The sequence below is a fragment of the Xanthomonas sp. DAR33341 genome, assembly GCF_003992815.1.
Lineage (GTDB): Bacteria > Pseudomonadota > Gammaproteobacteria > Xanthomonadales > Xanthomonadaceae > Xanthomonas > Xanthomonas cissicola.
Genome location: NZ_QEYV01000048.1, coordinates 98,287 through 124,397 on the forward strand (window position 1 = coordinate 98,287; position 26,111 = coordinate 124,397).

At 65.5% G+C, this 26,111-nt stretch carries 25 protein-coding genes; 11 read left to right on the forward strand and 14 right to left on the reverse strand.

Annotation, left to right across the window (positions count from 1 at the left end; translation table 11 throughout):
• Positions 1-46: 46 nt before the first annotated feature.
• A complete protein-coding gene (gene uca, locus EO156_RS23240; protein ID WP_016849225.1) occupies positions 47-3,694 on the forward strand; it encodes an urea carboxylase in 3,648 nt (1,215 codons plus the stop codon).
• An 850-nt stretch (positions 3,695-4,544) separates the two neighbouring features.
• Here uca and EO156_RS23245 read toward each other — a convergent pair.
• Entirely contained in the window at positions 4,545-6,095 is a 1,551-nt protein-coding gene (locus tag EO156_RS23245; protein WP_026006873.1) for a choice-of-anchor Q domain-containing protein, read from the reverse strand.
• Positions 6,096-6,293: 198 nt separating this feature from the next.
• On the opposite strand from EO156_RS23245, the gene EO156_RS23255 reads away from it, so the two are divergent.
• Positions 6,294-7,355 (forward strand): RluA family pseudouridine synthase, encoded by a 1,062-nt coding sequence (locus EO156_RS23255; RefSeq protein WP_016849228.1) that lies wholly within the window; start codon positions 6,294-6,296, stop codon positions 7,353-7,355.
• A 214-nt stretch (positions 7,356-7,569) separates the two neighbouring features.
• Positions 7,570-7,800, forward strand: a complete 231-nt coding sequence (locus EO156_RS23260; protein WP_226690114.1) for a hypothetical protein — start codon at positions 7,570-7,572, stop codon at positions 7,798-7,800.
• A gap of 28 nt (positions 7,801-7,828) precedes the next feature.
• Here EO156_RS23260 and EO156_RS23265 read toward each other — a convergent pair whose 3' ends face one another.
• Positions 7,829-8,260 (reverse strand): hypothetical protein, encoded by a 432-nt coding sequence (locus EO156_RS23265; protein ID WP_016849229.1) that lies wholly within the window; start codon positions 8,258-8,260, stop codon positions 7,829-7,831.
• Positions 8,261-8,575: 315 nt separating this feature from the next.
• Here EO156_RS23265 and EO156_RS23270 point away from each other — a divergent pair, with 315 nt between their 5' ends.
• Positions 8,576-8,974 (forward strand): antitoxin Xre/MbcA/ParS toxin-binding domain-containing protein, encoded by a 399-nt coding sequence (locus EO156_RS23270; RefSeq protein WP_004429277.1) that lies wholly within the window; start codon positions 8,576-8,578, stop codon positions 8,972-8,974.
• Positions 8,975-9,077: 103 nt separating this feature from the next.
• Here EO156_RS23270 and EO156_RS23275 read toward each other — a convergent pair whose 3' ends face one another.
• Positions 9,078-10,697 (reverse strand): alpha/beta hydrolase-fold protein, encoded by a 1,620-nt coding sequence (locus tag EO156_RS23275; RefSeq protein ID WP_016849230.1) that lies wholly within the window; start codon positions 10,695-10,697, stop codon positions 9,078-9,080.
• 256 nt (positions 10,698-10,953) lie between these two features.
• Between EO156_RS23275 and EO156_RS23280 the strand changes: the two genes are divergently transcribed.
• Both EO156_RS23280 and EO156_RS23285 read left to right on the forward strand, forming a co-directional pair.
• Positions 10,954-11,214 (forward strand): hypothetical protein, encoded by a 261-nt coding sequence (locus tag EO156_RS23280; RefSeq protein ID WP_124632112.1) that lies wholly within the window; start codon positions 10,954-10,956, stop codon positions 11,212-11,214.
• Positions 11,215-11,286: 72 nt separating this feature from the next.
• A complete protein-coding gene (locus tag EO156_RS23285) occupies positions 11,287-11,499 on the forward strand; it encodes a hypothetical protein (protein WP_160300355.1) in 213 nt (70 codons plus the stop codon).
• A gap of 121 nt (positions 11,500-11,620) precedes the next feature.
• On the opposite strand, the gene EO156_RS23290 is transcribed toward EO156_RS23285, so the two are convergent.
• The 4 genes from EO156_RS23290 to EO156_RS23305 form a co-directional block, all read right to left on the reverse strand.
• On the reverse strand, positions 11,621-12,037 hold the full coding sequence (locus tag EO156_RS23290) for a type II toxin-antitoxin system VapC family toxin (RefSeq protein WP_005916679.1): 417 nt from the start codon (positions 12,035-12,037) through the stop codon (positions 11,621-11,623).
• A complete protein-coding gene (locus EO156_RS23295; protein WP_005916676.1) occupies positions 12,034-12,288 on the reverse strand; it encodes an Arc family DNA-binding protein in 255 nt (84 codons plus the stop codon). The genes EO156_RS23290 and EO156_RS23295 overlap by 4 nt, the downstream gene beginning before the upstream one ends.
• 145 nt (positions 12,289-12,433) lie before the next feature.
• The gene (locus tag EO156_RS23300; RefSeq protein ID WP_005916674.1) at positions 12,434-13,540 is read right to left on the reverse strand and encodes a type II toxin-antitoxin system RelE/ParE family toxin; all 1,107 of its coding nucleotides are present in this window, start codon (positions 13,538-13,540) and stop codon (positions 12,434-12,436) included.
• The gene (locus EO156_RS23305) at positions 13,527-13,733 is read right to left on the reverse strand and encodes a hypothetical protein (RefSeq protein WP_003489327.1); all 207 of its coding nucleotides are present in this window, start codon (positions 13,731-13,733) and stop codon (positions 13,527-13,529) included. The genes EO156_RS23300 and EO156_RS23305 overlap by 14 nt, the downstream gene beginning before the upstream one ends.
• 238 nt (positions 13,734-13,971) lie before the next feature.
• Between EO156_RS23305 and EO156_RS23310 the strand changes: the two genes are divergently transcribed.
• Positions 13,972-14,499, forward strand: a complete 528-nt coding sequence (locus tag EO156_RS23310) for a hypothetical protein (protein WP_005916668.1) — start codon at positions 13,972-13,974, stop codon at positions 14,497-14,499.
• A 25-nt stretch (positions 14,500-14,524) separates the two neighbouring features.
• On the opposite strand, the gene EO156_RS23315 is transcribed toward EO156_RS23310, so the two are convergent.
• Together EO156_RS23315 and EO156_RS23320 are read right to left on the reverse strand one after the other, a co-directional pair.
• On the reverse strand, positions 14,525-15,790 hold the full coding sequence (locus tag EO156_RS23315) for a phospholipase D-like domain-containing protein (RefSeq protein ID WP_016849472.1): 1,266 nt from the start codon (positions 15,788-15,790) through the stop codon (positions 14,525-14,527).
• Positions 15,791-15,972: 182 nt separating this feature from the next.
• A complete protein-coding gene (locus EO156_RS23320; protein WP_005916661.1) occupies positions 15,973-16,116 on the reverse strand; it encodes an RNA 2'-phosphotransferase in 144 nt (47 codons plus the stop codon).
• A gap of 251 nt (positions 16,117-16,367) precedes the next feature.
• Here EO156_RS23320 and EO156_RS23325 point away from each other — a divergent pair, with 251 nt between their 5' ends.
• The gene (locus tag EO156_RS23325) at positions 16,368-17,729 is read left to right on the forward strand and encodes an MFS transporter (protein ID WP_005916658.1); all 1,362 of its coding nucleotides are present in this window, start codon (positions 16,368-16,370) and stop codon (positions 17,727-17,729) included.
• 119 nt (positions 17,730-17,848) lie between these two features.
• On the opposite strand, the gene EO156_RS23330 is transcribed toward EO156_RS23325, so the two are convergent.
• The 5 genes from EO156_RS23330 to EO156_RS23350 all read right to left on the reverse strand — a co-directional run bounded on the left by EO156_RS23330 (position 17,849) and on the right by EO156_RS23350 (position 23,201).
• The gene (locus EO156_RS23330) at positions 17,849-20,059 is read right to left on the reverse strand and encodes an FUSC family protein (RefSeq protein WP_029829709.1); all 2,211 of its coding nucleotides are present in this window, start codon (positions 20,057-20,059) and stop codon (positions 17,849-17,851) included.
• Complete coding sequence (locus tag EO156_RS23335) at positions 20,056-21,516, reverse strand: efflux transporter outer membrane subunit (RefSeq protein WP_029829706.1); 1,461 nt, start codon at positions 21,514-21,516, stop codon at positions 20,056-20,058. The genes EO156_RS23330 and EO156_RS23335 overlap by 4 nt, the downstream gene beginning before the upstream one ends.
• Positions 21,513-22,445 carry an efflux RND transporter periplasmic adaptor subunit gene (locus tag EO156_RS23340; RefSeq protein WP_015463797.1) on the reverse strand — a complete coding sequence of 311 codons (933 nt, stop codon included), beginning with the start codon at positions 22,443-22,445 and terminating at the stop codon, positions 21,513-21,515. The genes EO156_RS23335 and EO156_RS23340 overlap by 4 nt, the downstream gene beginning before the upstream one ends.
• On the reverse strand, positions 22,442-22,660 hold the full coding sequence (locus EO156_RS23345; RefSeq protein ID WP_016850515.1) for a DUF1656 domain-containing protein: 219 nt from the start codon (positions 22,658-22,660) through the stop codon (positions 22,442-22,444). The genes EO156_RS23340 and EO156_RS23345 overlap by 4 nt, the downstream gene beginning before the upstream one ends.
• A gap of 88 nt (positions 22,661-22,748) precedes the next feature.
• Positions 22,749-23,201 carry a MarR family transcriptional regulator gene (locus EO156_RS23350; protein ID WP_005916644.1) on the reverse strand — a complete coding sequence of 151 codons (453 nt, stop codon included), beginning with the start codon at positions 23,199-23,201 and terminating at the stop codon, positions 22,749-22,751.
• A gap of 130 nt (positions 23,202-23,331) precedes the next feature.
• Here EO156_RS23350 and folE point away from each other — a divergent pair, with 130 nt between their 5' ends.
• The 3 genes from folE to EO156_RS23365 are packed head-to-tail and all read left to right on the forward strand — an operon-like array spanning position 23,332 to position 26,111.
• A complete protein-coding gene (gene folE / locus EO156_RS23355; RefSeq protein WP_003489347.1) occupies positions 23,332-23,934 on the forward strand; it encodes a GTP cyclohydrolase I FolE in 603 nt (200 codons plus the stop codon).
• A 19-nt stretch (positions 23,935-23,953) separates the two neighbouring features.
• Positions 23,954-25,423, forward strand: a complete 1,470-nt coding sequence (locus EO156_RS23360) for a DUF3375 domain-containing protein (protein ID WP_016850516.1) — start codon at positions 23,954-23,956, stop codon at positions 25,421-25,423.
• Positions 25,410-26,111 carry a DUF4194 domain-containing protein gene (locus tag EO156_RS23365; RefSeq protein WP_005916636.1) on the forward strand — a complete coding sequence of 234 codons (702 nt, stop codon included), beginning with the start codon at positions 25,410-25,412 and terminating at the stop codon, positions 26,109-26,111. The genes EO156_RS23360 and EO156_RS23365 overlap by 14 nt, the downstream gene beginning before the upstream one ends.

Below are 26,111 nucleotides of genomic sequence, written 5' to 3' on the forward strand. Positions count from 1 at the left end.
GGCTCCGGTCGGAGGCCAAGCCGCTGCATCGCCCGGAGCACGCCATATGTTCAAGAAAATCCTCATCGCCAATCGTGGGGAGATCGCGGTGCGCATCGCGCGCACGCTCAAGAAGATGGGAGTGACGTCGGTCGCGGTGTATTCCGACGCTGACCATGACAGCCTGCACGTGAGCGTCGCCGACGAAGCTGTGGCGTTGAACAGCGGCGGCAGCAGCAGCGCCGCCGAAACCTATTTGCGTGGCGATCGCATCCTGGAGATTGCCCGGAAGACCGGTGCCGGGGCCGTCATCCCCGGTTATGGCTTTCTGTCCGAAAACACCACGTTCGCCGAGCAATGTGCGGAGGCCGGCGTCGTCTTCGTCGGCCCCACACCCGAGCAAGTGCGCCGCTTTGGCCTCAAGCACACCGCGCGCGCGATCGCCGAGGCCGCTGGCGTGCCGCTGACACCTGGCACCGGCCTGCTGCAAAGTCTGGACGATGCGAAAGTCGCTGCACAGCGCATCGGGTATCCCGTCATGCTCAAGAGCACGGCCGGCGGCGGTGGCATCGGTCTGTCGCGCTGCGATAGCGCAGCCGAACTGGCCACGGCCTACGATTCGGTACAGCGCCTTGGCCAGAACTTCTTCAAGGACAGCGGCATCTTCATCGAGCGCTTCGTCGCCGATGCGCGCCATGTCGAAGTGCAGATCTTCGGCGACGGCAAGGGCCGCGTTGTGGCGCTGGGCGAGCGCGACTGCTCGCTGCAGCGGCGGCACCAGAAGGTGGTCGAGGAAACACCTGCGCCGCACCTGCCGGACGCGACCCGCGCCGCCTTGCTGGACGCCGCCGTGAAGCTGGGCGAAGCGGTGAACTATGTCTCGGCCGGCACGGTGGAATTCATCTATGACGCTGCGCGCGATGCCGTCTACTTTCTTGAGGTCAACACGCGCCTGCAGGTCGAGCATCCCATCACCGAGGCGGTCACCGGGCTGGATCTGGTGGAATGGATGGTACGCATTGCCGCTGGCGAGCCGCCATCCTTCGACGATCTGCCCACGCCGCGGGGCACTGCCATCGAAGTGCGCGTCTATGCCGAGAACCCCGTGCGCGGCTTTCAGCCTGCGCCCGGCATACTGACCGATGTTCAGTTCCCCGAAGACGTGCGCGTGGACACATGGGTGCAGACCGGCACCGAGGTGTCTGCCAACTACGACCCACTGATCGCCAAGGTCATCGCCTACGGGGCGCACCGCGAGGAAGCCCGCCAGAAGTTGCTGATGGCGCTGGAGCTGACGCGCCTGCACGGCAGCGCCACCAACCTGGACTACCTGCGCAGCATCCTGCAAAGCAGGGAATTTTCGGCCGGGACGGTGTCCACTTTGCTGCTGGACCGCTACGACTATGTCTCGCCCGTGGTCGAGGTGCTGGAATCGGGCACCTACACCACCGTGCAGGATTACCCTGGACGTACCGGCTATTGGGACATCGGCGTGCCGCCCTCCGGACCGATGGACGACTACGCCTTTCGCCTAGCCAACCGCATCGTCGGCAACCACGAGAGCGCTGCCGGCCTGGAATGCACGCTGCAAGGGCCGACACTCAAGTTCCATGGCGATGCGGTGATCGCGCTCACCGGCGCGCCGGCACTGGCGACACTGGACGACGGTGAACCGCTGCCCTGGTGGAAGCCCATCGCGGTGCGCGCCAGCCAGGTGCTGCGCATCGCCAAGGCCAGCAGCGGTTGCCGCAGCTACATCGCGATCCGGCGTGGCATCGATGTGCCTGAGTACCTGGGCAGCAAATCCACCTTCGTGCTCGGCCAGTTCGGCGGCCATGCCGGGCGCACGCTGCGCGTGGGCGACGTGCTGCCCATCAGCCGGCCCGAGCCGGCGGTCTGCACCACGCCAGCGCCGGCCTGCGTGCCGGCCACGCCACCGCACGAACTGGTGCCCAGCTATGGCAAACACTGGGACATCGGCGTGCTGTACGGCCCGCACGGCGCGCCGGACTTCTTCAGCGAAGACAGCATCGCCAACTTTTTCACGACCGACTACCAGGTGCACTACAACTCCAACCGCCTGGGCGTGCGGCTGGTGGGTCCCAAGCCCAAGTGGACGCGCAGCGACGGCGGCGAGGCCGGGCTGCACCCATCGAATGTGCACGACTGCGTGTATGCCATCGGCAGCATCAACTTCACCGGCGATACGCCGGTGATCCTGACCTGCGATGGCCCCAGCCTGGGCGGCTTCGTGTGCCCGGCGACCATCGTCAAGGCCGAGCTCTGGAAGGTGGGTCAGGTCAAGCCGGGCGACACCATCCGCTTCAGGCGCATGGGCTTCGATGAAGCCCTGGCACTGGAGCAGGCGCAGGACGAGGCCATCCGCCTGCTGCGCCCGCTGCCGGACCTGTCAGCGCGGGATCTTCCCGCTGCACCGGCGACGGTCTCGGAATGCGTGCTGGCCGAGCTGCCTGCCGAAGGCCAACGCCCGGCCGTGGCCTACCGGCAGGCTGGAGACAAGTACATCCTGCTCGAATACGGCCCCAACGTGCTGGACCTGCGGCTGCGCCTGCGCGTCCATCTGCTCATGGAAGCGCTCAAGGCCGCGAAGCTGGACGGCGTGCATGAGCTTTCGCCCGGCGTGCGCTCTGTGCAAATTCACTACGACAGCCGCGTCATCGCGCAATCGGTGCTGGTCGAACGCCTGATCGCCTTGGAAACGCAATTACCCGGCGTGGAGGGTCTTCAGGTCCCGAGCCGCATCGTGCATCTCCCCATGGCCTTCGAGGATTCGGCCACGCTGGGTGCAGTCACACGCTACATCGAGACGGTGAAGGCCGACGCCCCCTGGCTGCCCAACAACGTGGACTTCATCCAGCGCATTAACGGCCTGAGCCGCCGCGAGGATGTTCGCACGACGGTTTTTGAAGCCAGTTACATGGTGATGGGCCTGGGCGACGTTTACCTGGGCGCGCCCTGTGCCGTGCCCCTGGACCCGCGCCATCGGCTGCTCACGTCCAAGTACAACCCGGCACGCACCTTCACGGCTGAAGGCACGGTGGGCATTGGCGGCGTGTACATGTGCATCTATGGCATGGACTCGCCCGGCGGCTACCAGCTCGTGGGCCGTACGGTGCCGATCTGGAATAAGTTCCTGAGAAACCGCCAGTTCGGCGCGGAGCCCTGGCTGCTGCGCTTCTTCGACCGGGTGCGCTTCTATCCGGTGACCGAGGTTGAACTGGATCAGTTCCGCGCCGACTTCCGTGCCGGCCGCACGCACATCAAAGTCGAAGATGCCGTGTTTGATCTGGCCGAGCACGAGCGGCTGTTAGCTCAAGACGCAAACAGTATCGAAGCATTCCGGGAGCGGCAGCAGACTGCCTATGCCACTGAAGTGGCGCTGTGGCAGAACGACCCCAAGGTCGAGGCGGTGGAGGATGCCGAGGAGGCAGTCATGCAGGCTGTCGATGGAAGCGCGGTGGTGGCCGACATGTGGGGCAATGTGTGGAAGGTTCTTGTCGACGTCGGGCAGGAAGTCCAGATCGGCGAACCGCTGGTGATCCTGGAAGCCATGAAGATGGAGTTCCAGGTAGCCGCAAGTCAGGCAGGAACGATCGCGGCCTTGCATTGCAAGGCGGGCAAGCCTGTCGCCGCGGGAGACGCGTTGGTGGTGATTCGACCGCACCCTGTGGCTGCGACTGTGCCTTACGCGTGATGGGGGTGCGCCGCGGTCGGTATGTCTGTGACGTCGCCACCAGCGGGAAGCGCCAGTGCTTCCTGGTGGAGAGCTTCTTCGGCCAGCCCGAACGCGAGAGGATCGGGCGACGCTTCTATTGCCCAAGGGCGCCGTACGCGCAGAGGCGCTCGATTACATCGCAATGTTCAACACTCCCGACGCCACCCAGGTTCAATTGGCGACCTGTTTCCTGAGAGTTTGAACGGCGCTACGCGCAATGAGGGTGGTGCGTACTTGTGGAACCCTGCGCGTATCAATGAAGAAACGGAGTCAGGTTCACTAAAAAGTCAACCTGACTCCGTTTCTCCGGTCTCGCTCGGGCCCGCGTCATTGGCATGCAGGGGAGGCTGCAAGGAAATAGGGTCAAGTTCACTCAGAAAGTCAACCTGACCCCGTTATTAGGGTAGTCATGCTAGGTGACACGTATGAGCATCAGGGTCTCAGCGCAGAATTCTTGGATTGAGTCCAGGCAGCCAATGTCCCAGCTCCCGACTCAGTGATAGTAGAGTGGCTCGATGGCAATCCCTTCGCACACACTGACCCTAATCTCGCTCCAGTTGGCGACTTTATGTTCACCACTGTTGATGAGTGGCTGCAGCTCAAAGCTCGGGCTGTACTCCGTAGCCATCTTTGCCAATGAGATGCACATGTTTATTCGTTGGGCGAGCAGAATCCAAGCCTATGCGCGAGGTATTTGTGGCCAAAACCGATCAATGTGGATGTGGCCTTGAACCGCGCCGCAATTACCGCTTGATTGCGCGACCAAGCGGGCTTCTTAGCCCACTCGGCCACACAACGCGCGTCCTCGCCAGAGGACGCGCAGTGCGACTTACTTGATTTCCACCGCACCCACATCGCAGACCGCGGTATCACGCGCAACACCACGCTGGTCGATAGTGCGACAGCCGCTGCCGAGGTTGCGCACCGGGCTGTTGGCAGCCGGCAACTGGGTGAGCGTGGGGCCGCCATTGGCGGCCGGTGCGCCCAGCAGCGGATCGGTGGCGCGGGCCAGGCCGGCGGTGAGGCAACTATGGAACAAGCCGCCTGCAGCGGAGTACTCGATCAGGTTGTTGCCGGTGCTGCTTTGGTCGCTGCAGAAGGTGCGCTCGGTCTTGGAGTAGAAGATGCTGTTGCGGATGTCGAAGCCGCTGCCGAACAACGTCGACCCTGGCGTGTTCTCGGCGAAGGTGACGTTGTTGAAGCGCACCGTGGTCTTGCCCTGGTCGCCATTGGATGGCTGCCAGCCCACATGCTGGATCGCCGCGCCCACACCCTTTGCATAGTTGCCATAGAAGGTGCTGTTGCTGACGTTGCAGGACGGGCCGTAGCAGTCCATGTACAAGGCACCGGCATTGCTCTTTTCGGCGCGGTTGGAGATGAAGCTGGTTTCTTCGACGTTGATGATGCCCGGCGTCGTGATGGTGGTGCCGGAGTGTGTGGTATCGCCGAAACCCAGGCTGATGCGCGCACCGCCGGCCGGGCCGCCATAGGCGATGTTGTTGGCGAAGGTGGAGTAGCGCACGTCGATGGTGTCCGGTGCATACGCCCACAATGTGGCGCCGCCGCCGCTGTTGGCCGCGCTGTTGTTGCGCACCACCGTGCCGCACACCGAGAGCGTGGCGCCACCGGCGGCGGCGTTGAGGTAGCCGGCGAGCGAGGCGCCGTCGGTGTCGATCGCGCCGCTGTTGCCGAACTGGTCGGCATCCGGGAAGCCGGCCGGCGCATTGATGGCCTGGTTGCCGACAAATTCGGAATTGACGATGGTCAGACGGCTGAGCTGCGTGTAGAGCGCGCCGCCCAGCCATGAGGTGTTCTTGGAGAACGAGCTCTTGACGATGGTCACGTCGGTATCGCTGCCGGCGAAAATGGCACCACCCCCAATGCTGCTGCGGTTGCTCAGGAACTGGCTGTTGATCACTTCCAGCTTGCCGCGGTAGCTGACCTTGATCGCGCCGCCACCCCAGGTGCCGGGCGCGTACTGCGTGTTGGACGGCGGCTGCACGGAGCTGCCGTTCTGCAGTTTGAGATTGCGCACCGACAGCGCATTGCCGTTCTGCACCTGGAAGATACGCGCGGCCTGGCGGCCATCCAGGGTGATCTTGCCCTGACCATCGATCACCGTTGGCGTGCTGGCACTGATGTTGATGGTCTGGTTGACGGCGATGCTGGCCGCACGGGTGCCGCAGTTGAAGGTGACATAGCCACCTTGCGCCACCGCAGTGGCGAGTGCGCTGGCGGTACAACTGGCGGCCGTGCCGTTGCCGACCACCACGCCGGCATTGGAGTGCGCCCACGGCTGCGGCGTGGTGCACTGCGCCACCGATGGCACGGCAGCGATGGCCGCACTGGTGGTGATCAGGGCAAGAAGCCCTGCCGTCACGACGGTGGCATGAAGTGTCGAACGCATGGTGATGTTGCTGCTTGGAGAAAGGGATCGAAGGGGAGTCCGTTGCCCGCACGCAACGTCAACGGGCGATGACAGATGTGTTGCAAGCCGGAGCGTCGCTACCGAGGCGTGGCATGGTGCGCGATCACACGCATCGCGATGCCAACCTAAGTTCCAGAACACCACGCGTCGATGCGGCGCCATCGCGTGGCCGCACATCGCTTCGCGCATGCGGAAGCTGGCCACTGCAGCGATCGACCGATGCTGCAGTGCTGCATGCAATCGCCCGCTGCATGCAATGCGTTGCCGCATCGCGCGTTACCATGCTGCACTCTCGATCCTGTCGCGATCCCGGCAATGCCCGATGCACCCCGCACCCACGATGGCACGCCGGCCAGCCGCTTCCAGCTGCCTGCCGGCCCGTGGGTCTCGGTCTTCGATGCGCTGTGCGCCTGTTTTCCGGCGATCGCGGCCGAGCGTTGGCGCAATCGGTTTGAGCGTGGTCTGGTGCGCGATGCCAACGACCAGGCCCTGGCGCTGTCAGCGCCGTATCGCGTGGGTGCGGACATCCGCTATTTTCGCGAGGTCGCCGATGAACCGGCGATTCCGTATGTCGAGACCGTGGTACATGCCGACGCGCAGTTGGTGGTGGCCTGCAAGCCACACTTCTTGCCGGTCGCACCGGCCGGTGCGTACGTGCGTGAGACGTTGCTGACGCGACTGGTGCGGCGGCTGGACAATCCAGCGCTCGTACCGTTGCACCGCATCGATCGCGAAACCGCGGGGCTGGTGCTGTTCTCGGCCAACCCTGCCACGCGTGGGATCTACCAGGCCTTGTTTCGCGAACGGCGCATCCGCAAGCACTACTTGGCGGTAGCAGCGCCGCTGCCAGAGTTGAGATTTCCGTATGTGCACCGCAGCCGGCTGGAGCCGGGCGAGCCGTTCTTCCGCATGCGCGAGGGCGTGGGCGAACCGAACAGCGAGACAGTGATCGAGGTGGTCGCACGCAACGCAGACACCTGGACGTATCGGCTGGAGCCGGTCACCGGCCGCAAGCATCAGTTGCGTGTGCACATGGCCGCGCTGGGCACGCCGATCCTGCACGACCGGTTTTATCCCGCCCTGGAAGCGCAGCGGCCCGACGACCCGGGACGCCCGCTGCAGCTGTTCGCGCATACATTGGCGTTCGATGACCCGATTACCGGTGAGCCGCGGCGCTTCACCGCCACGACCGAACCGACAAAATCGGCGTGAGACGCGCGCGCCTGCTTCGCTAAGAAATCAGACGAAATGTCTGGTTTTCAGATATCCGAAAAAGCGCGCTACGGTGGCCTTGCGGACATCCCGTCCGCTCACGTCGAGGACGGACGCCATGACTGCTCCGAAAGCCCCTGCAAGCCACAGCCGGCACCACGCTCGGGCACCGTTGCACGCAGAACCCTTCACCTTCGGCGTGACCCTGTAGCAGATCGACCGTTTCCACACACTGCTGCGCACGATCACCGCGCAGAGCGACATGGTGGCGGTCTGCAGCGGCAAGCCACTGGACGCCACCAGCCTCTCGGTGCTTGGCGAGAGCATCTTCAATGCCGCCCGTGCGGTGCGCGGTGTGGTCGATGAGATTTACGAACAGCGGCTCGGCGGCGATGGCCCGGCCGATGCAGCCGATGCGCGCGTGCAGCGGGGCGCCAGGGCCTGACTGGGCGCCGCGCGCAATCGCGTCGGCCTCAACGCACCTTGTACAACACCGCCGCACCCGGCCTGGGTTCGAACATCGGCACGGTCTGCTGCGTGAGCGCGCTGCCCTTGGCGTCCCACACCAGGGTGTCGGTGGGGTAGTCGTCCTTGCGGGTCATGCTGTCGATCTGTTTGGCGATGACGGTGGATCCGGCTTTCACTTCCGGGTTCCAGGCGAACACGCCCAGGCGCCCGTAGAACACGGCCGGTGCTGCGGCGTCCAGGCGACGGTCTGGGCACATGACCAGGCCGCGTTCCAGCATCACGCGCAGCGCGCCGACCGGGACGGCCTTGACGGTGGATGTGGTGCGTTCGGTGCTGTGGCCGGGGCAGACATTGGCCGAGCGGGTGAGCATGTCTTCGACCACCTGACGGTCGGACTGCGCCAGCGCCGGCAGCGCGGCGGTGGACAGGGCAAGCATGGCAAGGGTGGATTTCCAGGGCATCTGACAACTCCTCATGAGGTGAGACTCCAACACTGCAGCCATTCACGTGCAGGCTGCTGCCAGTGACGCGCCCGGATGCTAGCAACCCCTGCGTTAAGCGCCGAGAAGGCGGGTGAGGGCGACGCCGTGCAGGCGATGCCCTGGCCCTGCGCGTGCAGTCCATGCCCGGCCGCCGCGCCGCGCTGCATGACGCAACGGCCGCTGACGCGCCTGGCGGCTGTCAGGAGTCTCCCGATTGAGCGGCAGCAGCGGCCCGGTTAGCGTGCGCGCACGTACTCAGCTGGACGACCCATGGAACGCGCCGACCTCATCGCAGCAGTGCTGACCGGCATGCGGCGCGCCGAAGATTTTCGCGCGCAGGGCTCGCTCTACAGCACCGCGCACAGCGAGCAGATGCAGGTGGACCACGGCAACGCGGCCGACGCCGAGCTGGTGCTGTCGATGTTTGCGTTCACCCCCGAACACCTCAAGTTGCTTGGCACCGCCGGCATCGAAAACCTGGGCGAAATCGTCTGCCACGCATGGGCGTTGAACGGTGGCAATAACGAGGGGCTGATCCGCTGGTTTCGCCAACCGATGAATGCCCTCGACGGCCAGACGCCTGCAGCGATGGTGCGTGGCGGGCGCATCCAGGTGCTGCTGCTGGTGCTGCGCCAGCAGGTGGAATGGGAATTGCCGCGCTCTGCCTGATGCCCGACCGACAATGCCGCGCATGCGATCTGGCAGGCGCGGTGCGGTTGCGGCAGGCGGTGCACGCGCGTAGCGCTGCATGCAACCCGGCGATCTCAGCCGCTCACCGCTTCGGTCGCGCCACTGCGTACATCTCTGCGGCAATCTTCTTCATCAGCGCGTCGTTGTCATCGCCCTCGGTGTAGAGATCGAAGTGGGTGCGGCCTTCCAGATAGCGGAAATCGCTCCTGGCGCCCAGGCCATCCAGCACCGCCTGGAATTGATGCGCCGCGCCATCCAGGTAGAACGTATCGGCTGTGCCGACGATCAGATGGATCTTGCCGTCCAGATCCGGCTTGAGCGTTGGCCATTGCGCGGCCACGCGCGCGGAAATGTCGTAGTGGGTACGCCAGTAGGCCACCACGGCCGGGTCCACCTTGCCGGTGTCGCGGTCGAACATCGGCAGCGGGCGGCCGTCGGCGCCGCGCGGCGAAAAGACCCACTCGAACGAGGTGAGCTGCCCGCCGTACGGGCCGAGCACGCGTTCGAGCTTGGCGAAGGTTTCCAGATCGGCCAGCACCTTGCCGTGGTCGCGGATCAGCGGAAACTGGCTGCCATCGGCGCGACGGTAGACGTTGGCATTGGGCGCGTACAAGTTCGGGCCGGTGAAGTCGCGGAAATCGCTGGAATCCGGCGAGGTAGACCACGTGCCGCCGAATAGTTTGGGGTAGCGCGTCTGCAACCACAGCGTGGCCCAGCCGCCGGACGAATGCCCGTTCAAGAAGCGGCCGCTGGCCTTGCCGTCCATCTTGTACTGGCGCTCGAGCGCCGGAATCAGCTCTTCGGTCAGCGCAGTGCCCCACGGGCCGTTATTGACCGAATCGGCGAACTCGTGGGTGCCGGTGGGCGTGGACTGATCCAGGAAGACCCAGATCATCGGCGGCATCTGCTTGGCCGCCATCAGGCTCCAGGTGGATGCAATGCTGCCGGCGAAGCGGTTGTAGTTACCGCCGAAGCCATGCGTGACATACACGGTGGGATAGCGCGTGGCGGCCCTGGCGTTGTAGCCGGGCGGCGTCAGCACGCGGGCGCGCAGCGACACCGGCCGGCCCCAGAACGCGCTGAGCGACGGACTCACCATCGAGGCATCGGCGCTATGCAGCCTGGCTTCGGGCACCGCCGCGCGCACCGCTTGCGGCGCGCGCGGCGAGACCTGCCACGGATCGTCCGAGACCGGCACCTGCTTGCTCAAGGTCAGCGCCGGCAGCGGTTTACCGTTGGCCAAGGTCACGGCGGTGACCTCGCTCAGCAGATCGCCGCCATCGCGCCCGCTGTAGCCATAGCTGCCATCCGGGTCGAGCAAGGCCTGGAACAGATAATCGCCGGCCGGCAGCGCAGAAAACCCGCGCGGGAAGGCGATATTGTCCAGATCGATCTGGACGCTGCCGCCGGGTGCCAGCGCGGTGACATCCTGCGCGGCCACCGCCACTGCGGTGGGGCGGAAGGGATTCATATTCACCTCCTCCACCTTGCCGTCTTTCCCGCTTTGTTTGGCCTGCGCCTGGGCATCCTTGGCCAGGGTGGCGAACACCAACAGGCGCCCGGACGTGGCCTGGTCGGTCGCCCCGCCCAGGGTGACGCGCAGCAGACGATGCGCCAGCGCCGGCTCGGCGGCGTGTACGGCACAGGCGCACAGCAGGCCAACGGCCAGGCCCAGGCGCGGGGCAAGACGATGCAGGGACATGCAGATCCTTGGAAGCGGATGGGTGGGGTGGGCTTGGTGGCCCTGTGCGGACTGTAGCCAGTTTCCAGGACGCTGCGCGCCCTGTGGGCGAGGTGAGGTCAGCGCATCCGATCTGCTTTTTCTTAAATGGTACCGTTACGGTGATATGAGTCGAGGTGTTCGGATTGGGTTCTTAAAGTCTCCGTTTGTGTGGTCAACAATAACGGAGTGGTTTGGAACGAAATCGTTCACGCATCAAAACGGCAGGATGCGATCTGTGCCGCAGAGCTATGGATTCAAGATTCATGGTGTAGAAGCGCCGTTTGGCATAACAACACCTTTCGGCAATGGACACATACTTGTTCCAGATCCGTCTGCGGATGCAGAGAAATTTGGCGGGGCAGTTTCTTATGTGGATGATCCGGAAGTAGAGGTTGCTAAATTTTCTCGCAGCGACCCAACATCAACAACCTTATTTGGACGTGCCTCTGATATTGCGCGTATTAAATCCAAAGAATGGGAGGATCAAGAAGAGTAGCATTACGTATTAATGGCGTCCGAAGGGCCAAAACTAAGCTTTGCCCGCGCTCCTTCAGAGTATAGGAGCGCGTTGCTCAAAATGATGCAGGAGAAAGGAGGGGGGCATTCAAATCCCTCAGAATCCCTTTACATCGACATTCCGATTTCTGAGGAGGCTTTCGAAGAAATGGAGGTGATGCTTGGCCCAAAAGTCTCTCCCGCAGATAAAGATGCTGTGCGCGAAGCGGTAAGCGCCTTTGCTCCGTCCGCGCACTTAAAAGAAAGCGCACTAAAAATTCGATGACGAACGTTCGGTTGCAAGCTAGACGCCCTTATCAACGGATTAAAGGAAATCATGTATTTAATGGCAACGTCTGAGAATGAAATCGAATGCCGAATGCCGATTTATGACCGAAAATGTCGTATCAACTCCAAGGGTTAATGACGTCTAACGCCATCGCCTCGAATGGTGCCGTGTCGCGAGTGGCAACGGTCAATCCTTGCGCGGCTGCCGTTGCAGCGATGTAGGCATCGGCGCGCCCGAGTGTGAGTCCTGCGGTTCTGGCTTTCGATGCAAGCGCCGCAAATGCGTGTGATGCATCCAGATCGAATGCGAGCAGGCGCCCGTCGAACAGTGGCAATACCTCGCCCTCCAACCGAGCATGCAAGGTGGATCGCTTTCGGCCCTTGGGCATCACGGCAATACCGAAACGGAGTTCAGCCACCGTCACGACCGACAGGAACAGTGTCTCGACAGCTTGTGCATCGATCCAGGCGACGACTTGCGGATTAGGCTGAGGCCGCCAAAGTTCGGAGATGACATTGGTATCGAGCAGGATCACTTCAGACCGATCGGCTTGATCGCCGCCTTGCCGCGCAGCTTGTCGAAGGCATTGGCCTCTTTTGCGGTCAGGCCGGCGTCGCGGCCGATGCTCACCAGCAGTGAGCCGAGTTTGACCCGGTCTGCGGGTTTGGCCGCCAATTCAAGGATTGCGCGGATCTCCGCTTCGGTGCTGCGGCCATGAAGTGCAGCCCGCGCGCGGATCGCGCGATGCACGTCGTCTGGGATATTGCGGACGGTGAAAGAAGGCATATGGCCCTCCCGGTGACATCAGGGTGCTTGCACTTTAGAGAAGTGCAAGCACTCAGGCAACGTCAGCACGCCCGGTATCGGATGCAGTCATTCCCGCATTAGCAGGTAAGTGGAATCCGGGGCCAACCTGGCCCCACCCCACCCCTCACCGATACGGCCCCGGCCCACGCCAGACCGGTTCGCCCTGGCGGTAGACCTCCATCATGTTGATGACCTCGCGCGCGTCGCCGATGGTCTTCAGCTCCGGCGAATCCGGTGGCAGCAGGCGGCATTTGCTGGAGCCGCGTTTGAGCGCGACATCCAGCGGGCAGATCATGCGTTGCTGGGTGCCGGGCAGGATGATGGCGATTTCCTGCATGCCTTGTTCTTTCCAGGCGCGCAGCTGGGTTTCGCTGCGCACGTCGTAATAGACCTGGAAGCCGCCGATATCCAGGCTGGGCTGGGCGTTGTTGCGGTCGTTGCGGCGGCCCTGGCTGATGGTGGGGGTGTTGGCCATGCCGTCTTCGGCGCCGTCGGCGGGTTCGTCGAGCATGCCCGGCGGGCGGCCGGTCCAGGTATCCGGGCGGCGCTGGGCGGATGCCGCCGGCGGTGCGGGCGGTTGCGGCGGCGTGGGCCGTTGCTGGCGACGCGGCTGGCGGCGTTCGGCCAGGCTGCCTTGCGCGGTATCGCCCTGCGGCGGCACCGGATGTTTGGCTTGCTGCACCAGCGTGGACTGTACCGGCGAGGCAGCCGGTGGCGGCTGCACGGGCGTGGGTGTCGGTGGCACCGGTGTGGGCGAGGGCACCGGCTCATCGGGCTGCGAGGTGTCGCCGACGAAATCCACCTTGATGCGTCCACCGCTGGCCGAGCCCTGCGGCGGGGTCATGGTGGGGGTGGAGGCCGACAGCAGGATCAGCAACATCAGCACGTGCAGCAGCGCGCTGATCAGCGCGGCAATCCACGGTTCGATGCGTTCGATCAGCGGTTCGGTGCGTGGCAGCCAGTCGCTGGCATCCAGATGGACGTGCAACACCTGCAGGGCGCCGTCGCGCACGCGGTAGACCAACACATACGGGGTCTGCTTGACCACCCATTCGCGGGTGCCGGGCACGCGGCCAACGCGGCCACGGCCTGGTTGCTCGGCCAGAGTGCGGGTGGCTTCCAGCACCTGCCGCGCCATCGCGGCAGCGGCGGTCGGGTTGAGCGCGTGGTAGTGATCCTGGGCGTGTGCAAGCTGCGTGGCGGCCGGGACGGTCCAGTCACGCCGTAACATCAACGCCCCATCCGGCGAACAGTGCGCTCACCTGTGCCGGAGCCGTCAACGCGCCCTGATCTGCAGCGGCAATCCCTTCCTGCACCGCGGCCAGGAAGCTGGCGTCGGCCACGACGCGGACCACCTCGCCCCATCCAGCCGTCTCGGGCAGCGTGTCGATCAGCGTATGGGCGTCTTGCTTGATGGCGGACATGGCACGGCGGAGGGGGAGCACTGCGCAAGTCTACCCGCGCCGCTCCTGTTCGCGTGTGGCAGGCGCTGGCGTCCCCGCGCGGCGTTCACCGGACAGGCGGCAAGCGCCTGCGCGGCAACGGTCTGGGCAGCGACCGGCGGTGCTGCCGCCTGTAGAAAGTGACACTTGGCACCTTGTTCGTGCCCATGGCTGGTTTCATTCTGCGCGGGTCGCTCCACTCATCCGCAAAGGACTCGCCATGCCCGCCGCTGCCATCGCACCCCTGACGCCGTATCTCTCGATGGCCGCCATCGGCTACCTCTACTACCGGCGCATCCGGCGCAGCTTCGGCCGGCAGCAATGGAAGCCGGTGGCCACGGCGGTGCGCAGCGCCGTGCTGCTGATCGCGGTGGCAGCACTGGCGTTCGCGGTGTACGGCTTGCCGCAGGTGCGGCTCGGTATTGCCGCAGGCACGCTGGTGGGCATCGGCCTGGGTGCGCTGTCGCTGCGCTACACGCATGCCGAATGGGTGGATGGCCAAGGCTGGTACACGCCCAATCCCTGGATTGGCGGCGGTTTGATGCTGGTGCTGCTGGGGCGCCTGGCCTGGCGCTGGGCCGATGGCGCGTTCACTGCCGGTGCGGCGGCGGCCGGTTCGCAGGCCAGCCCGCTGACGCTGGGAATCGCCGCGGCACTGGTGCTGTACTCGCTGGTGCACGTGGGCGGGCTGTGGTGGCGCCTGCGCCAGCTGCGCTTGCAGGCAGGTGCGGCGGGGGCGGCACGCTAACACCGCCGTTATCGGCCCTGCGCGCTCACACCTGCGAGCGGAACGGGAACACCAGTTTCTCGCCGAGCTTCTGCCGCAACGGCCGCGCGCGCCAGCGCTCCAGCGAATACTGCTCGGCGCGTTGCAGATCGCGCTCGAACACCTCGGTCATGCGTGCGGCCAGCGTGCGGTCGTAGACATTCAGGCTGGCCTCGTCGTTGAGGCGGAACGAGCGGATGTCGAAATTGGTGGAGCCTACCGAGACCAGCAGGCCGTCGATGATCAGCAGTTTGGTATGCAGCATGGTGGGCTGGTATTCGTGGATCTCGATGCCGGCCTGCAGCAACGGCTCCCAGCTGGCCTTGGAGGCCAGCCGCACCGACACCGCATCGATGTGCTTGCCGGGCAGCAGCACGCGGATGCTGACGCCGCGACTGCGCGCTTCCAGCAGCGCGCGGGTGATCAGCGCATCGGGCACGAAATACGCCGCGGCCAGGTCGATGGTGCGGCATGCGGCGGCGATGGCGATCAGATACATCAGGTGCATGCTCTCGCTGCCGCCGGCCGGCGAGGCCACGAACAACTGCGCATCGCTGTCGCCGACCGCCCCCAGCGCCGGGTAGTACCGGGCGCCATTGACCACGCGGCCGGTGGTCTTGATCCAGTTGTCGTTGAAGGCGGTCTGCACCTGCGCCACCACCGGGCCCTCGATGCGGTAGTGGGTGTCGCGCCAATGGTCCGGATCCTGCGCGTCGCCCATCCACTGGTCGGCCACGCCCACGCCGCCGGTGAAGCCGATACGGCCGTCGATCACCAGCAGCTTGCGGTGCGTGCGGTTGTTGATGCGGTGCAGGTTGTACCAGGCCAGCGGGCGGTAGCGGTGCACTTCCACGCCGGCCTCGGTCATGGTGTCTACCAGTGCATGGTCCATCTTCAGGCTGCCGCCCCAGTCGATGGTGACCCGCACATCCACCCCGGCACGCGCGCGCTCGGACAAGGCGTCGCTGAATTCTCGGCCGATCTCGCCCGACCAATAGATATAGGTTTCGAACGTGATGGTGTGCTGCGCGCTGCGGATGGCCTCCAGCATGGCCGGAAAGATCTCGCGGCCGTTATTGAGTACGTCGATCCTGTTGCCGGGCAGGATGGCCGGCCCCAGCAACACCGACATCTCGCGCTTGAATTGCGGATCGGCAACGTCGTAGAGGTGTTTGGGGATGTGCTCGAGCTTTTTCTCCGGCGTGGCGAAGTTGAGCAGCAGCAGCCCCACCAGCAAGGTGACCGCCACGGCGGCCACGATGATCCATGTCATGCATCCAACTCCGGTTCCCCTGCCATCGACAGCCCCAAGCGGCCGGCATTCTGGCAAGCCGGGCGTCATGGGGGCCGTGAAGGGGGATGCGTCCGGCGTCTGTGCGTCTCCGTGCCGGCCCAGGTGCTGGCCGGCACCGGGCACCGATGCCGCTGGCCGGCAGGCCAGCGGCGCGCCTCAGCTCAGCGCGGGCGGGTCAGGAACGCTGCCGGAACCTGCGCGGTGAGCCATACGCCGTTGTCGGCCTTGAAGAACGGCAGGCCATTGCGATGCATGCGCCCGGCGTCGACCCGCAGCACCACCGGCTCGCCGTAGCGCTGCCCCACCGATGCGGCGCTTTGCCTGTTGTTCGCCTCAAGGCTGCGCTGCCGGAATCTGCGGCGCCTGCCGATGTCGCCCGGTCGTGCGTGCTGTTGCCCGCAGCCGCAAGCGACACACCGACGACCGTCGAAAGCGGGCTGAAGCGCGCGCCGCTGCCGGCCGTTGCCAGGCCTGTATATGCGCCGAAATGCTTACATGCGTCACACAAGCGCGCACCTATACTCCGGGGCTGTCCCACCGAAGAGGTTCTGACCGCATGAGCGCACCCCCATCGTCTCCGATCGCTGCCGGTTCTGGCACCGCTGCCGGTAGCCTTCGCCGCTCGGTGTCCAACACGCTCAAGGGCTCGGCCGGCAACCTCGTCGAGTGGTACGACGTCTACGTCTATTCGGTGTTCGCCACCTACTTCGAGTCGCAGTTCTTCTCCAAGGAAGACAAGAACGCCACCATGTTCGTGTGGGCGATCTTCGCGATGACGTTCCTGATGCGCCCGATCGGCGCCTGGTATTTCGGCCGCTTCGCCGACCGTTATGGCCGCCGCCTGGCGTTGACCATTTCGGTGTCGGTGATGGCGCTGTGCTCGTTCGTCATTGCGATCACGCCCACGGTGGCCACCATCGGCATCGCTGCGCCGATCATCTTGCTGGTGGCGCGCCTGCTGCAGGGCTTTGCGACCGGTGGCGAATACGGCACCAGCGCCACGTACATGTCCGAAGCGGCGATTCCGGGCCGGCGCGGGTTCCTGTCCTCGTTCCATTACGTCACGCTGGTTGGCGGGCACGTGCTGGCGCAGACCACCTTGCTGGTGATGCTGCATTTCTTCGATGCCTCGCAGGTCTCCGAATGGGGCTGGCGCGTGGCGTTCGGGCTGGGCGGCATCGGTGCGTTGGTGGTGTTCTGGCTGCGCCAAACCATGGACGAGTCGCTGAGCTCCGAATCCATCGCCGATTCGCGCACCGGCAAGGCCAAGGCGTCGGGCTCGATGCGCGAGCTGTTCGTCAACCAGTGGCGCCCGCTGCTGCTGTGCTTCCTGATCACCGCCGGCGGCACGATCGCGTTCTACACCTATTCGGTCACCGGGCCGAAGATGATCCAGACCGCGTTCGCCGGCGGCGACGTGATGGCCGGCACCATCATCAACCTGGTCGCGCTGACCGTGCTGATGCTGATGCAACCGGTCGGCGGCTGGCTGTCGGACATCGTCGGGCGCAAGACCTTGCTGGTGTTCTTCGGCATCGGCGGCGTGCTCTACACCTGGTTCCTGGTGATGGAACTGCCCAAGCAGACCGACTGGCTGACCGCGTTCGTGATTCTCACTGTGGGCTTTGTGATCCTGACCGGCTACACCTCGATCAATGCAGTGGTGAAGGCGGAATTGTTCCCTACGCATGTGCGCGCGCTGGGCGTCGGTCTTGGCTACGCGTTGGCGAATTCGGCGTTCGGCGGCACCGCGCCGTTGCTGTATCAGGCCTCGCTGAAGACCAACCAAGTGACCGAGTTCGTGATCTATGCGACGGCGGTGATTGCGGTGTCGTTGGTGGTCTACATGTTCTTCCTGACCAACAAGGGCAGCAACTGGCTGGACGACGAAACGGCGATGCATCAGCGCAAGCGGTGATGAGCGCGCGCGGGCTGGCTGTTTCCTTCTCCCTGCGGGAGAAGGTGCCCGAAGGGCGGATGAGGGTACGAGCGAAGCCTCGTGTAGTTGGAACGACACAAGGGCTTCGCCCCGTACCCTCACCCCAACCCCTCTCCCGTAGGAAGAGGGGCTGACGGCGGCCGAGTGTCGGCGTTCCCATGGGTATGCGGCGCCTTTTGCGCAAACACGCTGTAACGCAAACCAATCAACCCCAACAACGCTTCATCGCGATGCGCGCCTGCCGGCACTTTGCCCACGCGCGCCAGGGAAACATCCAGACGATCACGCAGAGATTCCGGCCCATGCAACGGACGCTTCTGCGCAACCTGCCGCCGGTAGTGCGCAGCCACATCGCGCAGAATCGCGTCCACCGCATCGCGACTGGACGCCGGCAAACCATGCCGTGCGCGGCGCAGCTGCAGGATGTTCAAGCCCACGCGCACTTCGTTGAGCATATCCACCGAGGCCAGCTCGCTGCCTTCCGGGGTCAATGCCAGCCGGGGCGCGAGCAGGCCAAGCAGGTCCAGCATGCGGGCGGCGAAGTGCTGCCGGTCCTGCGCGCCGCGGCCCTCGGCGGCATCGGCCAGCGTGCGCCAGCCCTGGCGCACCAGCCGGCGCGCGCTCCATTCGGCACCCACCGAGCGGAACAAGCGCGTCAGCACCACGGCAAATCCAATCCCCAGCACCATCGCCACCGCCGCGTTGACGAAACTCTGCAGGTTGGCGCTGTAGGTGTTCTGCAGGCTCAGTAGCGCGGTGAGGTTCACCACCAGCGGCAAGGCGATCAGCATGCTCTTGGGGCGATGCAGTAGCGCGCCCAATGGCAGGAAGCCCGCCGCCAGCACCAACACCAGCATCGGGAAATCGTGGATGGCCGGGAAGATGCCGAACTGATAGATGCCGGCAACCACGCTGGCCACCACCGCCCAGGTCAGGAACGACAGCATGCTCGGCGCAGGGTCGTCCTGGGCGGCGAAAAACGCAGCAGTGACCGCAGCCATCATCGCGCCGTTGCCGCCGCCTTCCCAGCCGATGCCGATCCACAACACGCAGTACGCCATCAGCGCGAAGCCGGCGCTCAGCGCGGAAAACGCGGCCATGCCGAAATCGATATGGCGGGTGGTGCTGGCAGCTCCCGGCGCGTCGGTTGTGTTGCGCGGTGACCGGGTAAGGCGCTGCAGCACTGAAGGCTGCATGCGCGAACGCACAGCAGGTTCGCTTTGTGCAGTGTCAGCCAGTTCGGATGATTCGGCCGTGGCAGGTGGTCTCGCCGCAGCCGGCATCGCGCGCAGCACCGGCGTCGCCGTGCCGTGCACCACCGCCTGCTGCAGCGCGCGGCAGTCCTGCCACAGGTCGAGCAACTCTTCCAGCCGCAGCAGCAGGCTGGCCAGCAGCAGATGCTCGATGTCCTGATCCACCACCGGGCGTAGTGCGGCGATGCGTGCGCGCAAGGCGCCGACGTCCGCATCGCTGGGTGCTTCCTCGCCCTGGTCCACATAGGCTGCGACGTCCTCCAGCAGCGCGGCGGTGGCGAGCGGCAACGCAGACCCATCGCGCTGCAACGCATCCAGCCGATCAGCCATCGACGACAGCACCGGCAACAGCATCAGCATGCGTGCGCGCAGCTGCTCCAGCGTGGGTACGGCACCGGCATGGCGTGGGTCGTCGTGGCGCACGAAGGCGATCAAGGCCTCGAACTGCACCAGATCGGCCGCCAGCCGATTGCGCGGTGCCTGCGATGGGCCGCGCTGCAGCACCTGGCGGCACCACTGCGCCGCGTCCTGCATCCAGTTACCGATCCGCGCGGTGAGCATCGGCTTGACCGAGGCCGGGAACAGCAGCGACGCGAAGAGCACCGCCATCACCGTGCCCAGGATGATTTCTTCGCTGCGGGCCACGACGGTGTCGAAGATGCTTTCCGGCGAGGTGACCGCAGGAAACCCGATGAACGCGGTGGTGTAGCCGGCCAGCAGGAACGCATAGCCGCGCGGGCCGCGATTGAGCAGCGCCAGGAACAGGCATGCCGAAAGCCACAGCGCCATCGCCGCGCTCAGCAGCAAGGGCGTTTCCACCAGATTCGGCAGCATCACCAAGGTGGCCACGCCGGCCAGCAAGGTGCCGAGCACGCGGTACACGCCCTTGGCACGGGTGGGGCCGAGCAGTGGTTGCGAGACGATGTAGACCGTGGCCATTGCCCAGTACGGTCGCGACAGATTGCCGGCAAGCGCGACATACAGCGCCGCGATCGAGGCGGCAAAGGTCTTGGCCGAAAACAGCCAGGCCTGACGATCGCGCAGCAACGGAATCATCGCGCAGCCTTGGTGGTGTTGCGCCCGGCGTCGGCATCCCAACCGCCGCCCAGCGCCAGAAACAGCTGGATCTGGTCCTGCGACACCTGCGCTTGTGCAGTGGCCAGGGTCATGTCGGCGGTGGCCAGGGTGCGCTCGGCGTCCAGGCTGGACAGGTACGGCGTGCGCCCACCCTGATACAGGCGCCGGTTTTGCGCCGACGCCAGCTCGGCCTGCTGTTGCGCCTGTTCCAGCAGATGCAGGCGGTCCAGATCCTGAGCATAGCGCGACAAGGTGGTCTGCACTTCGCGCAAGGCCTGCAGCACGGTGTTGTCGAACTGCGCCAGCGCAGCGTCGGCGCCGGCTTCGGTGGCGCGCACCCGCGCACGTGCGCCGCTGGAGGGCAGCGTCCAGGAAATCAGCGGGCCGAACGACCACGCGTGCGTGGCCGGCTCGCCGAAATCCGCCAGCAGGCCGGTGGCGCCGATCGAACCACCCAGGCGGATGTCCGGGTACAACTCGGCGGTGGCCACGCCGATGCGTGCGGTGGCGGCGGCGAGCCGGCGCTCGGCCTGGCGCACATCCGGGCGGCGCGCCAGCAGCGCGCGGCCATCGCCGATCGGGATCGGCTGCTGCAATGCAGGCGCGTGCGCGCAGCTGTCCACGCCGGCCGGCACCTCGCCGGGGGTCTTGCCGAGCAGCGCGGCCAATTGGTAACCGGCGGCCTGGCGGCGCGCGCGTAGCGGCGGCAGCGACGCTTCCAGCATCGCCACCTGTGCGGTGGCGCGCGCCAGATCGGGCGGCGTGCCGCGACCGGCCGCGATCAGGCGTTGGGTGATCTGGCGGCTGTGTTGCTGCAACTGCAGCGAATGCTCGGCCACCTGCAACTCATGGTTGGCGTGGCAAATCTCCACATAACTGCCGGCCACCTGCGCGGCCACGCTGACGCGCGCCAGATCGATCGCCGCCTGCGCCACCTGGGTGTCGGCGTGCGCGGCTTCGGCACCGCGTTGCAGCTTGCCGAACAGATCGAACTGGTACGACACGCCGAACTTGCCATCGGCCAGGTTGAACACCGGCAATTTTTCTTCCTGCAAAAACGCCTCGGCCGACACCTGCGCGCGGCTGACGCCGGCTTCCACTTCGTAATCGAAACCGCCGGCATCCATGGCCTGTTCGTAGACCGCAGCGGCGCGGCGCAGATTGGCACCGGCCACCTTCAGCTCGATGTTGTCGCGCAGCGCCTGCTCGATCAGGCCATCCAGCATCGGGTCCTGATACAGCGCCCACCAGCGCGCCGGCAGCGCGGCACCGGGTTGCACCTGCGCGTTGCCGGTGTCCAGAAAGGCGGCATTGGCGGCCGGCCGCCGGTAGGCCGACTCGGCCGGCACGGCGTAGTTCGGGCCGACCGTGCTGCAGGCAGTGAGCATGCTCAGCAGTGCGGCCACTCCCAGCGGACGCAAGATCGTGCGGTTCATGGCGCCGCCTTGGCCTGCACACGGGCAGGCGCGACGGCCGGGGTTGCCGGAGCCGTATTGGCCGTGTCGGGCAGAATGCTCACCGTGGCAGTGCGCCCTGCGATCAACTGCACATGCGCAGGTACGCGATCCAGCACGATGCGCACCGGGATGCGTTGCGCCAGCCGTACCCAATCGAACGCCGGCGTGACATTGGGCAATGCGCCTGCGCTGCCGCTGCGGTAACGGTCTTCGATCCCGGCGGCGATGCTCTGTACATGCCCCTGCAGCGTGACCGGCTCGCCCATCAGCTGTACGTCCACGCGCTGGCCGGGGTGCACGCCCTGCAGGCGGGTTTCTTCGAAGTAGCCATCGACACGGAACGAGCCGGTGTCCAGCACCGCCACTACCGGACGCCCGGCGTTGACGTAGTCGCCCACCCGCACGGTGCGGTCGCTGACGCGACCGTCGGCCGGGCTGCGCACCTGAGTGCGGTCCAGGTTGAGCTGGGCCAGATCCACCGCCGATTGCGCGGTGGCCACTGCGGCCTGCGCCTTTTGTACGTTGGAGCGGCGCACTTCGGCATCTTCGGCGGCGACCAGGTCCTGCAGGCTGCGGTCGCGCGCGATCTCGCGGCGCAACTGCGTCAGCGTGGCCCGGCGTTCGGCCAGCGCGGCGCGCGCCTGTTCCAGCGCGATCGCGTAGCGCGCGCGGTCCACCACGAACAGCAATTGGCCGCGCCTCACCGGCTGGTTGTCGGCCACGGCCACCGACTCCACCAGCCCGGAGACATCCGGCGCCACCTGCACCACATCGGCGCCCACGTGCGCATCGCGCGTCCACGGCGCCTGCATGTAATACCGCCACAGGTGCTGCAACACCAACGCGGCCACCACCACCATTGACAGGGTCAGCAGTGCCGGCCCCGCGGTCTTGATCAGCTTTTTCACGATTGCATCCAACGGGTAAGGAAGAACAGGCCGCCCAGCAGTGCGATGTACAGCGCCAGGTTGAACAGCGCCGGGTGCCAGATGTAGCGGTAGGCGCCGGCGCGGGTCAGCAGCGCGGCGATGCCGCTGTTGAGCAGATAGGCCAGCGTCATCAACGCCAGCAAGGTGGGTACGAACACACCGTAGAGACTGAATTCGCCGTACATCGGGCACATCCTGGAGAAAGAACCACAACACCCGATGCAGCGCGCACGGGCATCGGAAAGGGCACAACGGGCGTCGCGCGCGACGCCGACAGCCGACTCAGTCGGCCTGGCTCAGCCGCGCATGCGCCTGCGCGATCTGCTCCCACAAGGTCAGTACCACCTGCACGTCGGCATCGCTGAGTGCGCCAAACACCTGCGCACGCAGTGCGTCCAGGCGGATCTCGATCTGGCCAACCAGCGCCTGGCCTGCATCGGTGAGCCACAGCTGGTTGGCGCGGCGGTCGCTGCTGTCGGCCTCGCGGCGCAACAGGCCCTGCGCGGCCAACTTGTCCAGCAAGCGCACCAGCGAGGGGCCTTCCATGCCCAGTTGCTGGGCCAGCGCCACCTGACGGATGCCGCCGCCGGAGCGCCCGATCATCAGCAATGGCCCGGTGCAGGCGCTGGACAGGTCGAACTCGGAGAACGCCTGGTCGGCCAAGCGTTGCCACTGACGGGCGGCCACCAGCAGGCCGGAACTGAGCTGGGCGCGTGGAGAAAGAGCGGTTTTCATAATAGATAGGATGCTATCAATTCATAAATGAATCAATAGTCACTGAATATCTGCATGCTGGCGCAACCGCCACTGGGGCGGCCGGGCAGTCCTCAGGTACCATGCTCGCCCCCTTTGGGTGCACCTGCGCATGAGCCAGTCCAACCAGCCCGATTCCCCCGTGACCCAGACCCAGGCCGAAGAGGCCGTGCGCACCCTGTTGCGCTGGGCGGGCGAAGATCCCACGCGTGAGGGACTGCTGGACACACCGCGCCGGGTGGCCGAAGCCTACGGCGACTGGTTCAGCGGCTATCGGGACGAACCGCGCGAATACCTGGAACGCACGTTCGAGGAAGTGGCCGGCTACGACGAGTTGATCGTGCTGCGCGACATTTCCTACGAAAGCCATTGCGAGCACCACATGGCGCCGATCATCGGCAAAGTGCACGTGGGCTATCTGCCGCGTGGCAAGGTCGTCGGCATCAGCAAGCTGGCGCGCGTGGTGGAAAGCTATGCGCGCCGCTTCCAGGTGCAGGAAAAGATGACCGCGCAGATCGCCCAATGCATCCAGGACGTGCTGCAGCCGCTTGGCGTGGGCGTGGTGGTGGAAGGCGCGCACGAGTGCATGACCACCCGCGGCATCCACAAGCGCGGCGTCAGCATGGTGACCTCCAAGATGCTGGGCAGCTTCCGCGAGGACGCGCGCACCCGCGCCGAATTCCTGCAGTTCATCGAAGTGGGCGGCAAGCGTTGAGGCAGTCGCGGCAGCGCCCATGAAGCACCAGGCCCGTATCGCCGGCTATCGGCAACTGCGCGAGCAGCCGGTATGGAAACTGCTTGCCGCCGACCACGCACCCGAACTGATCGGCCTGCTGCAGACGGTGCTGATGGATGGCGAACGCCGCCTGCCTTCGGCGGTGTTGCACGAGCGTTTGCAGCGCCAGCTCGACGCCTTGCGCGCCGACGAGCTCTCGCGTGAACTGCCGCGCACCGCACAGGCGTATCTTGCGCATTGGTTGGCACAGGGCTGGTTGGAACGCCGCCTGCCGGAAGGCGCAGCCGAAGAAGAATACGAACTCTCGCGTGCCGCGACCCAGGCCATCCGCTTCATCGTCGGCCTGCGCGAAAGCAGCAGCAGCGCCACCGAAAGCCGCCTGTCGCTGGTGATCCAGCAACTGGTGCAGTTGGCCGGACAGACCGAAGCCGATCCAGAGCTCCGGCTGGCCGCGCTGCGCGACGAACGTGCGCGCATCGATGCCGAGATCGAACGCGTGGCCTCCGGCCGTGTGGCGGCGCTGGACGGCAAGCGCGCGCTGGAACGTGCGCGCGACCTGATCCATCTCTCCGACGAGCTGGCCGAAGATTTCCATCGCGTGCGCGACGACTTCGAGCAGCTCAACCGCCAATTCCGCGAGCGCATCATCGACGACGAAGGCGCGCGCGGCGACGTGCTCGAACAACTGTTCGACGGCGTGGACGTGATTGCAGACAGCGAAGCCGGGCGCACCTTCGAGGCGTTCTGGAGTCTGCTCAACGACACCCAGCAAAGCAGCCAACTCGACCAGGCGCTGGATGCGCTGCTTGCCCGTGGGTTTGCCCGCAAGCTCGATCGCCGCGAACGCGCTTTTTTGCGCGGGCTGACCGGCACGCTGCTGGAGCGCGGTGGCGAGGTGCACACGGTGATGCAGCATTTCGCGCGCAGCCTGCGCGGTTTCGTGCAAAGCCGTGGGTATCTGGAACAGCGCCGGCTCAATCAATTGCTCAAGCAGGCGCAGGGCGAAGCCTTGCAATTGCGCGACAGCCTGCACGCCACCACCGCCACCGGCTATACGCAGCCGCTCAGCAGCAGCCGCCTGCGCTCGTTGTCGCAATGGCGGCTGCACGATCCACGGCTCACCCAGGTCGATGGACGCGTGCAGGCCGCCGACGCGGCCGAGATCTCGCTGGACAGCGTGGGCGATCTGGTCGCGCAATCGGAGATCGATGTGCGCAGCCTGCGCAACGACCTGCATGAGCTGCTCGGCCAACGCCCGCGGCTGACCATCGGCGACGCCTTGCAACAACGCCCGGCCGTGCAGGGCCTGGGCAGCGTGATCGGATACCTGTCGCTGGGCACGCGCCACGGCATGGTGATCGAAGGACAGATGGAAACGGTGCAATGGGAAGGCAGCGACGGCGCCGTGCGGCGCGCGCGCATTCCCTTGGTGTGGTTTACCCGGGAGAAACGCAATGAACTGGTCTGAGGACACTGGCCTATACGCCGACGAGGACACCGGGGCGCCGGCCATCGACGACCGCATGCCGATGGCGCAAACATCCAGTGCCGAGCCGCGCGGCGAGCTGTTTTTGGGCGACACCGGCACGCTGCCGTTCGATGCGCGGCGTGCGCTGTGCCAGTTGCTGGCAGGGCCCAGCATCGATGCGCAACGTCACGGCGCGCTGTGGCCGGCGTTGTTGCGCAACGAGGTGGCGATCCGCCAGGTGCTGTGCGAGCTGTTTCTGGAGTTGGTGCTCGACCGCGAGGGCGGGGTGGCCTTTACCCGTCAGGCCGACACCGCAGAGCTGGAATCGCCCACGCTGCTGCGCAGTGCGCCGCTGACGTTTATCGAGTCGGTGTTGCTGCTGTTCCTGCGCCAGCAACTGGCCGAGGCCGACACGCGCGGCGAGCGTGCAGTGGTGGACGAGGCGCAGTTGGTGGAAGCCTTGTCGGTGTACGAAAAGAACGTGTCCACCGATCGGGCGGGCTTCGCGCGGCGGGTGATGACGGCGATCGGCAAGATGCGCGACAACCAGTTGCTGTCGCGCTTGCGCGGCAGCGAGGAGCGCTATGAAGTGTCGCCGGTGTTGAAGCTGTTGTTTTCGGCAGAAGATGTGCAGGCCTTGGTGGTGGCGTATCGGGAGCTCCGTGAGGGCGAGGTTGCGCTGGATTGA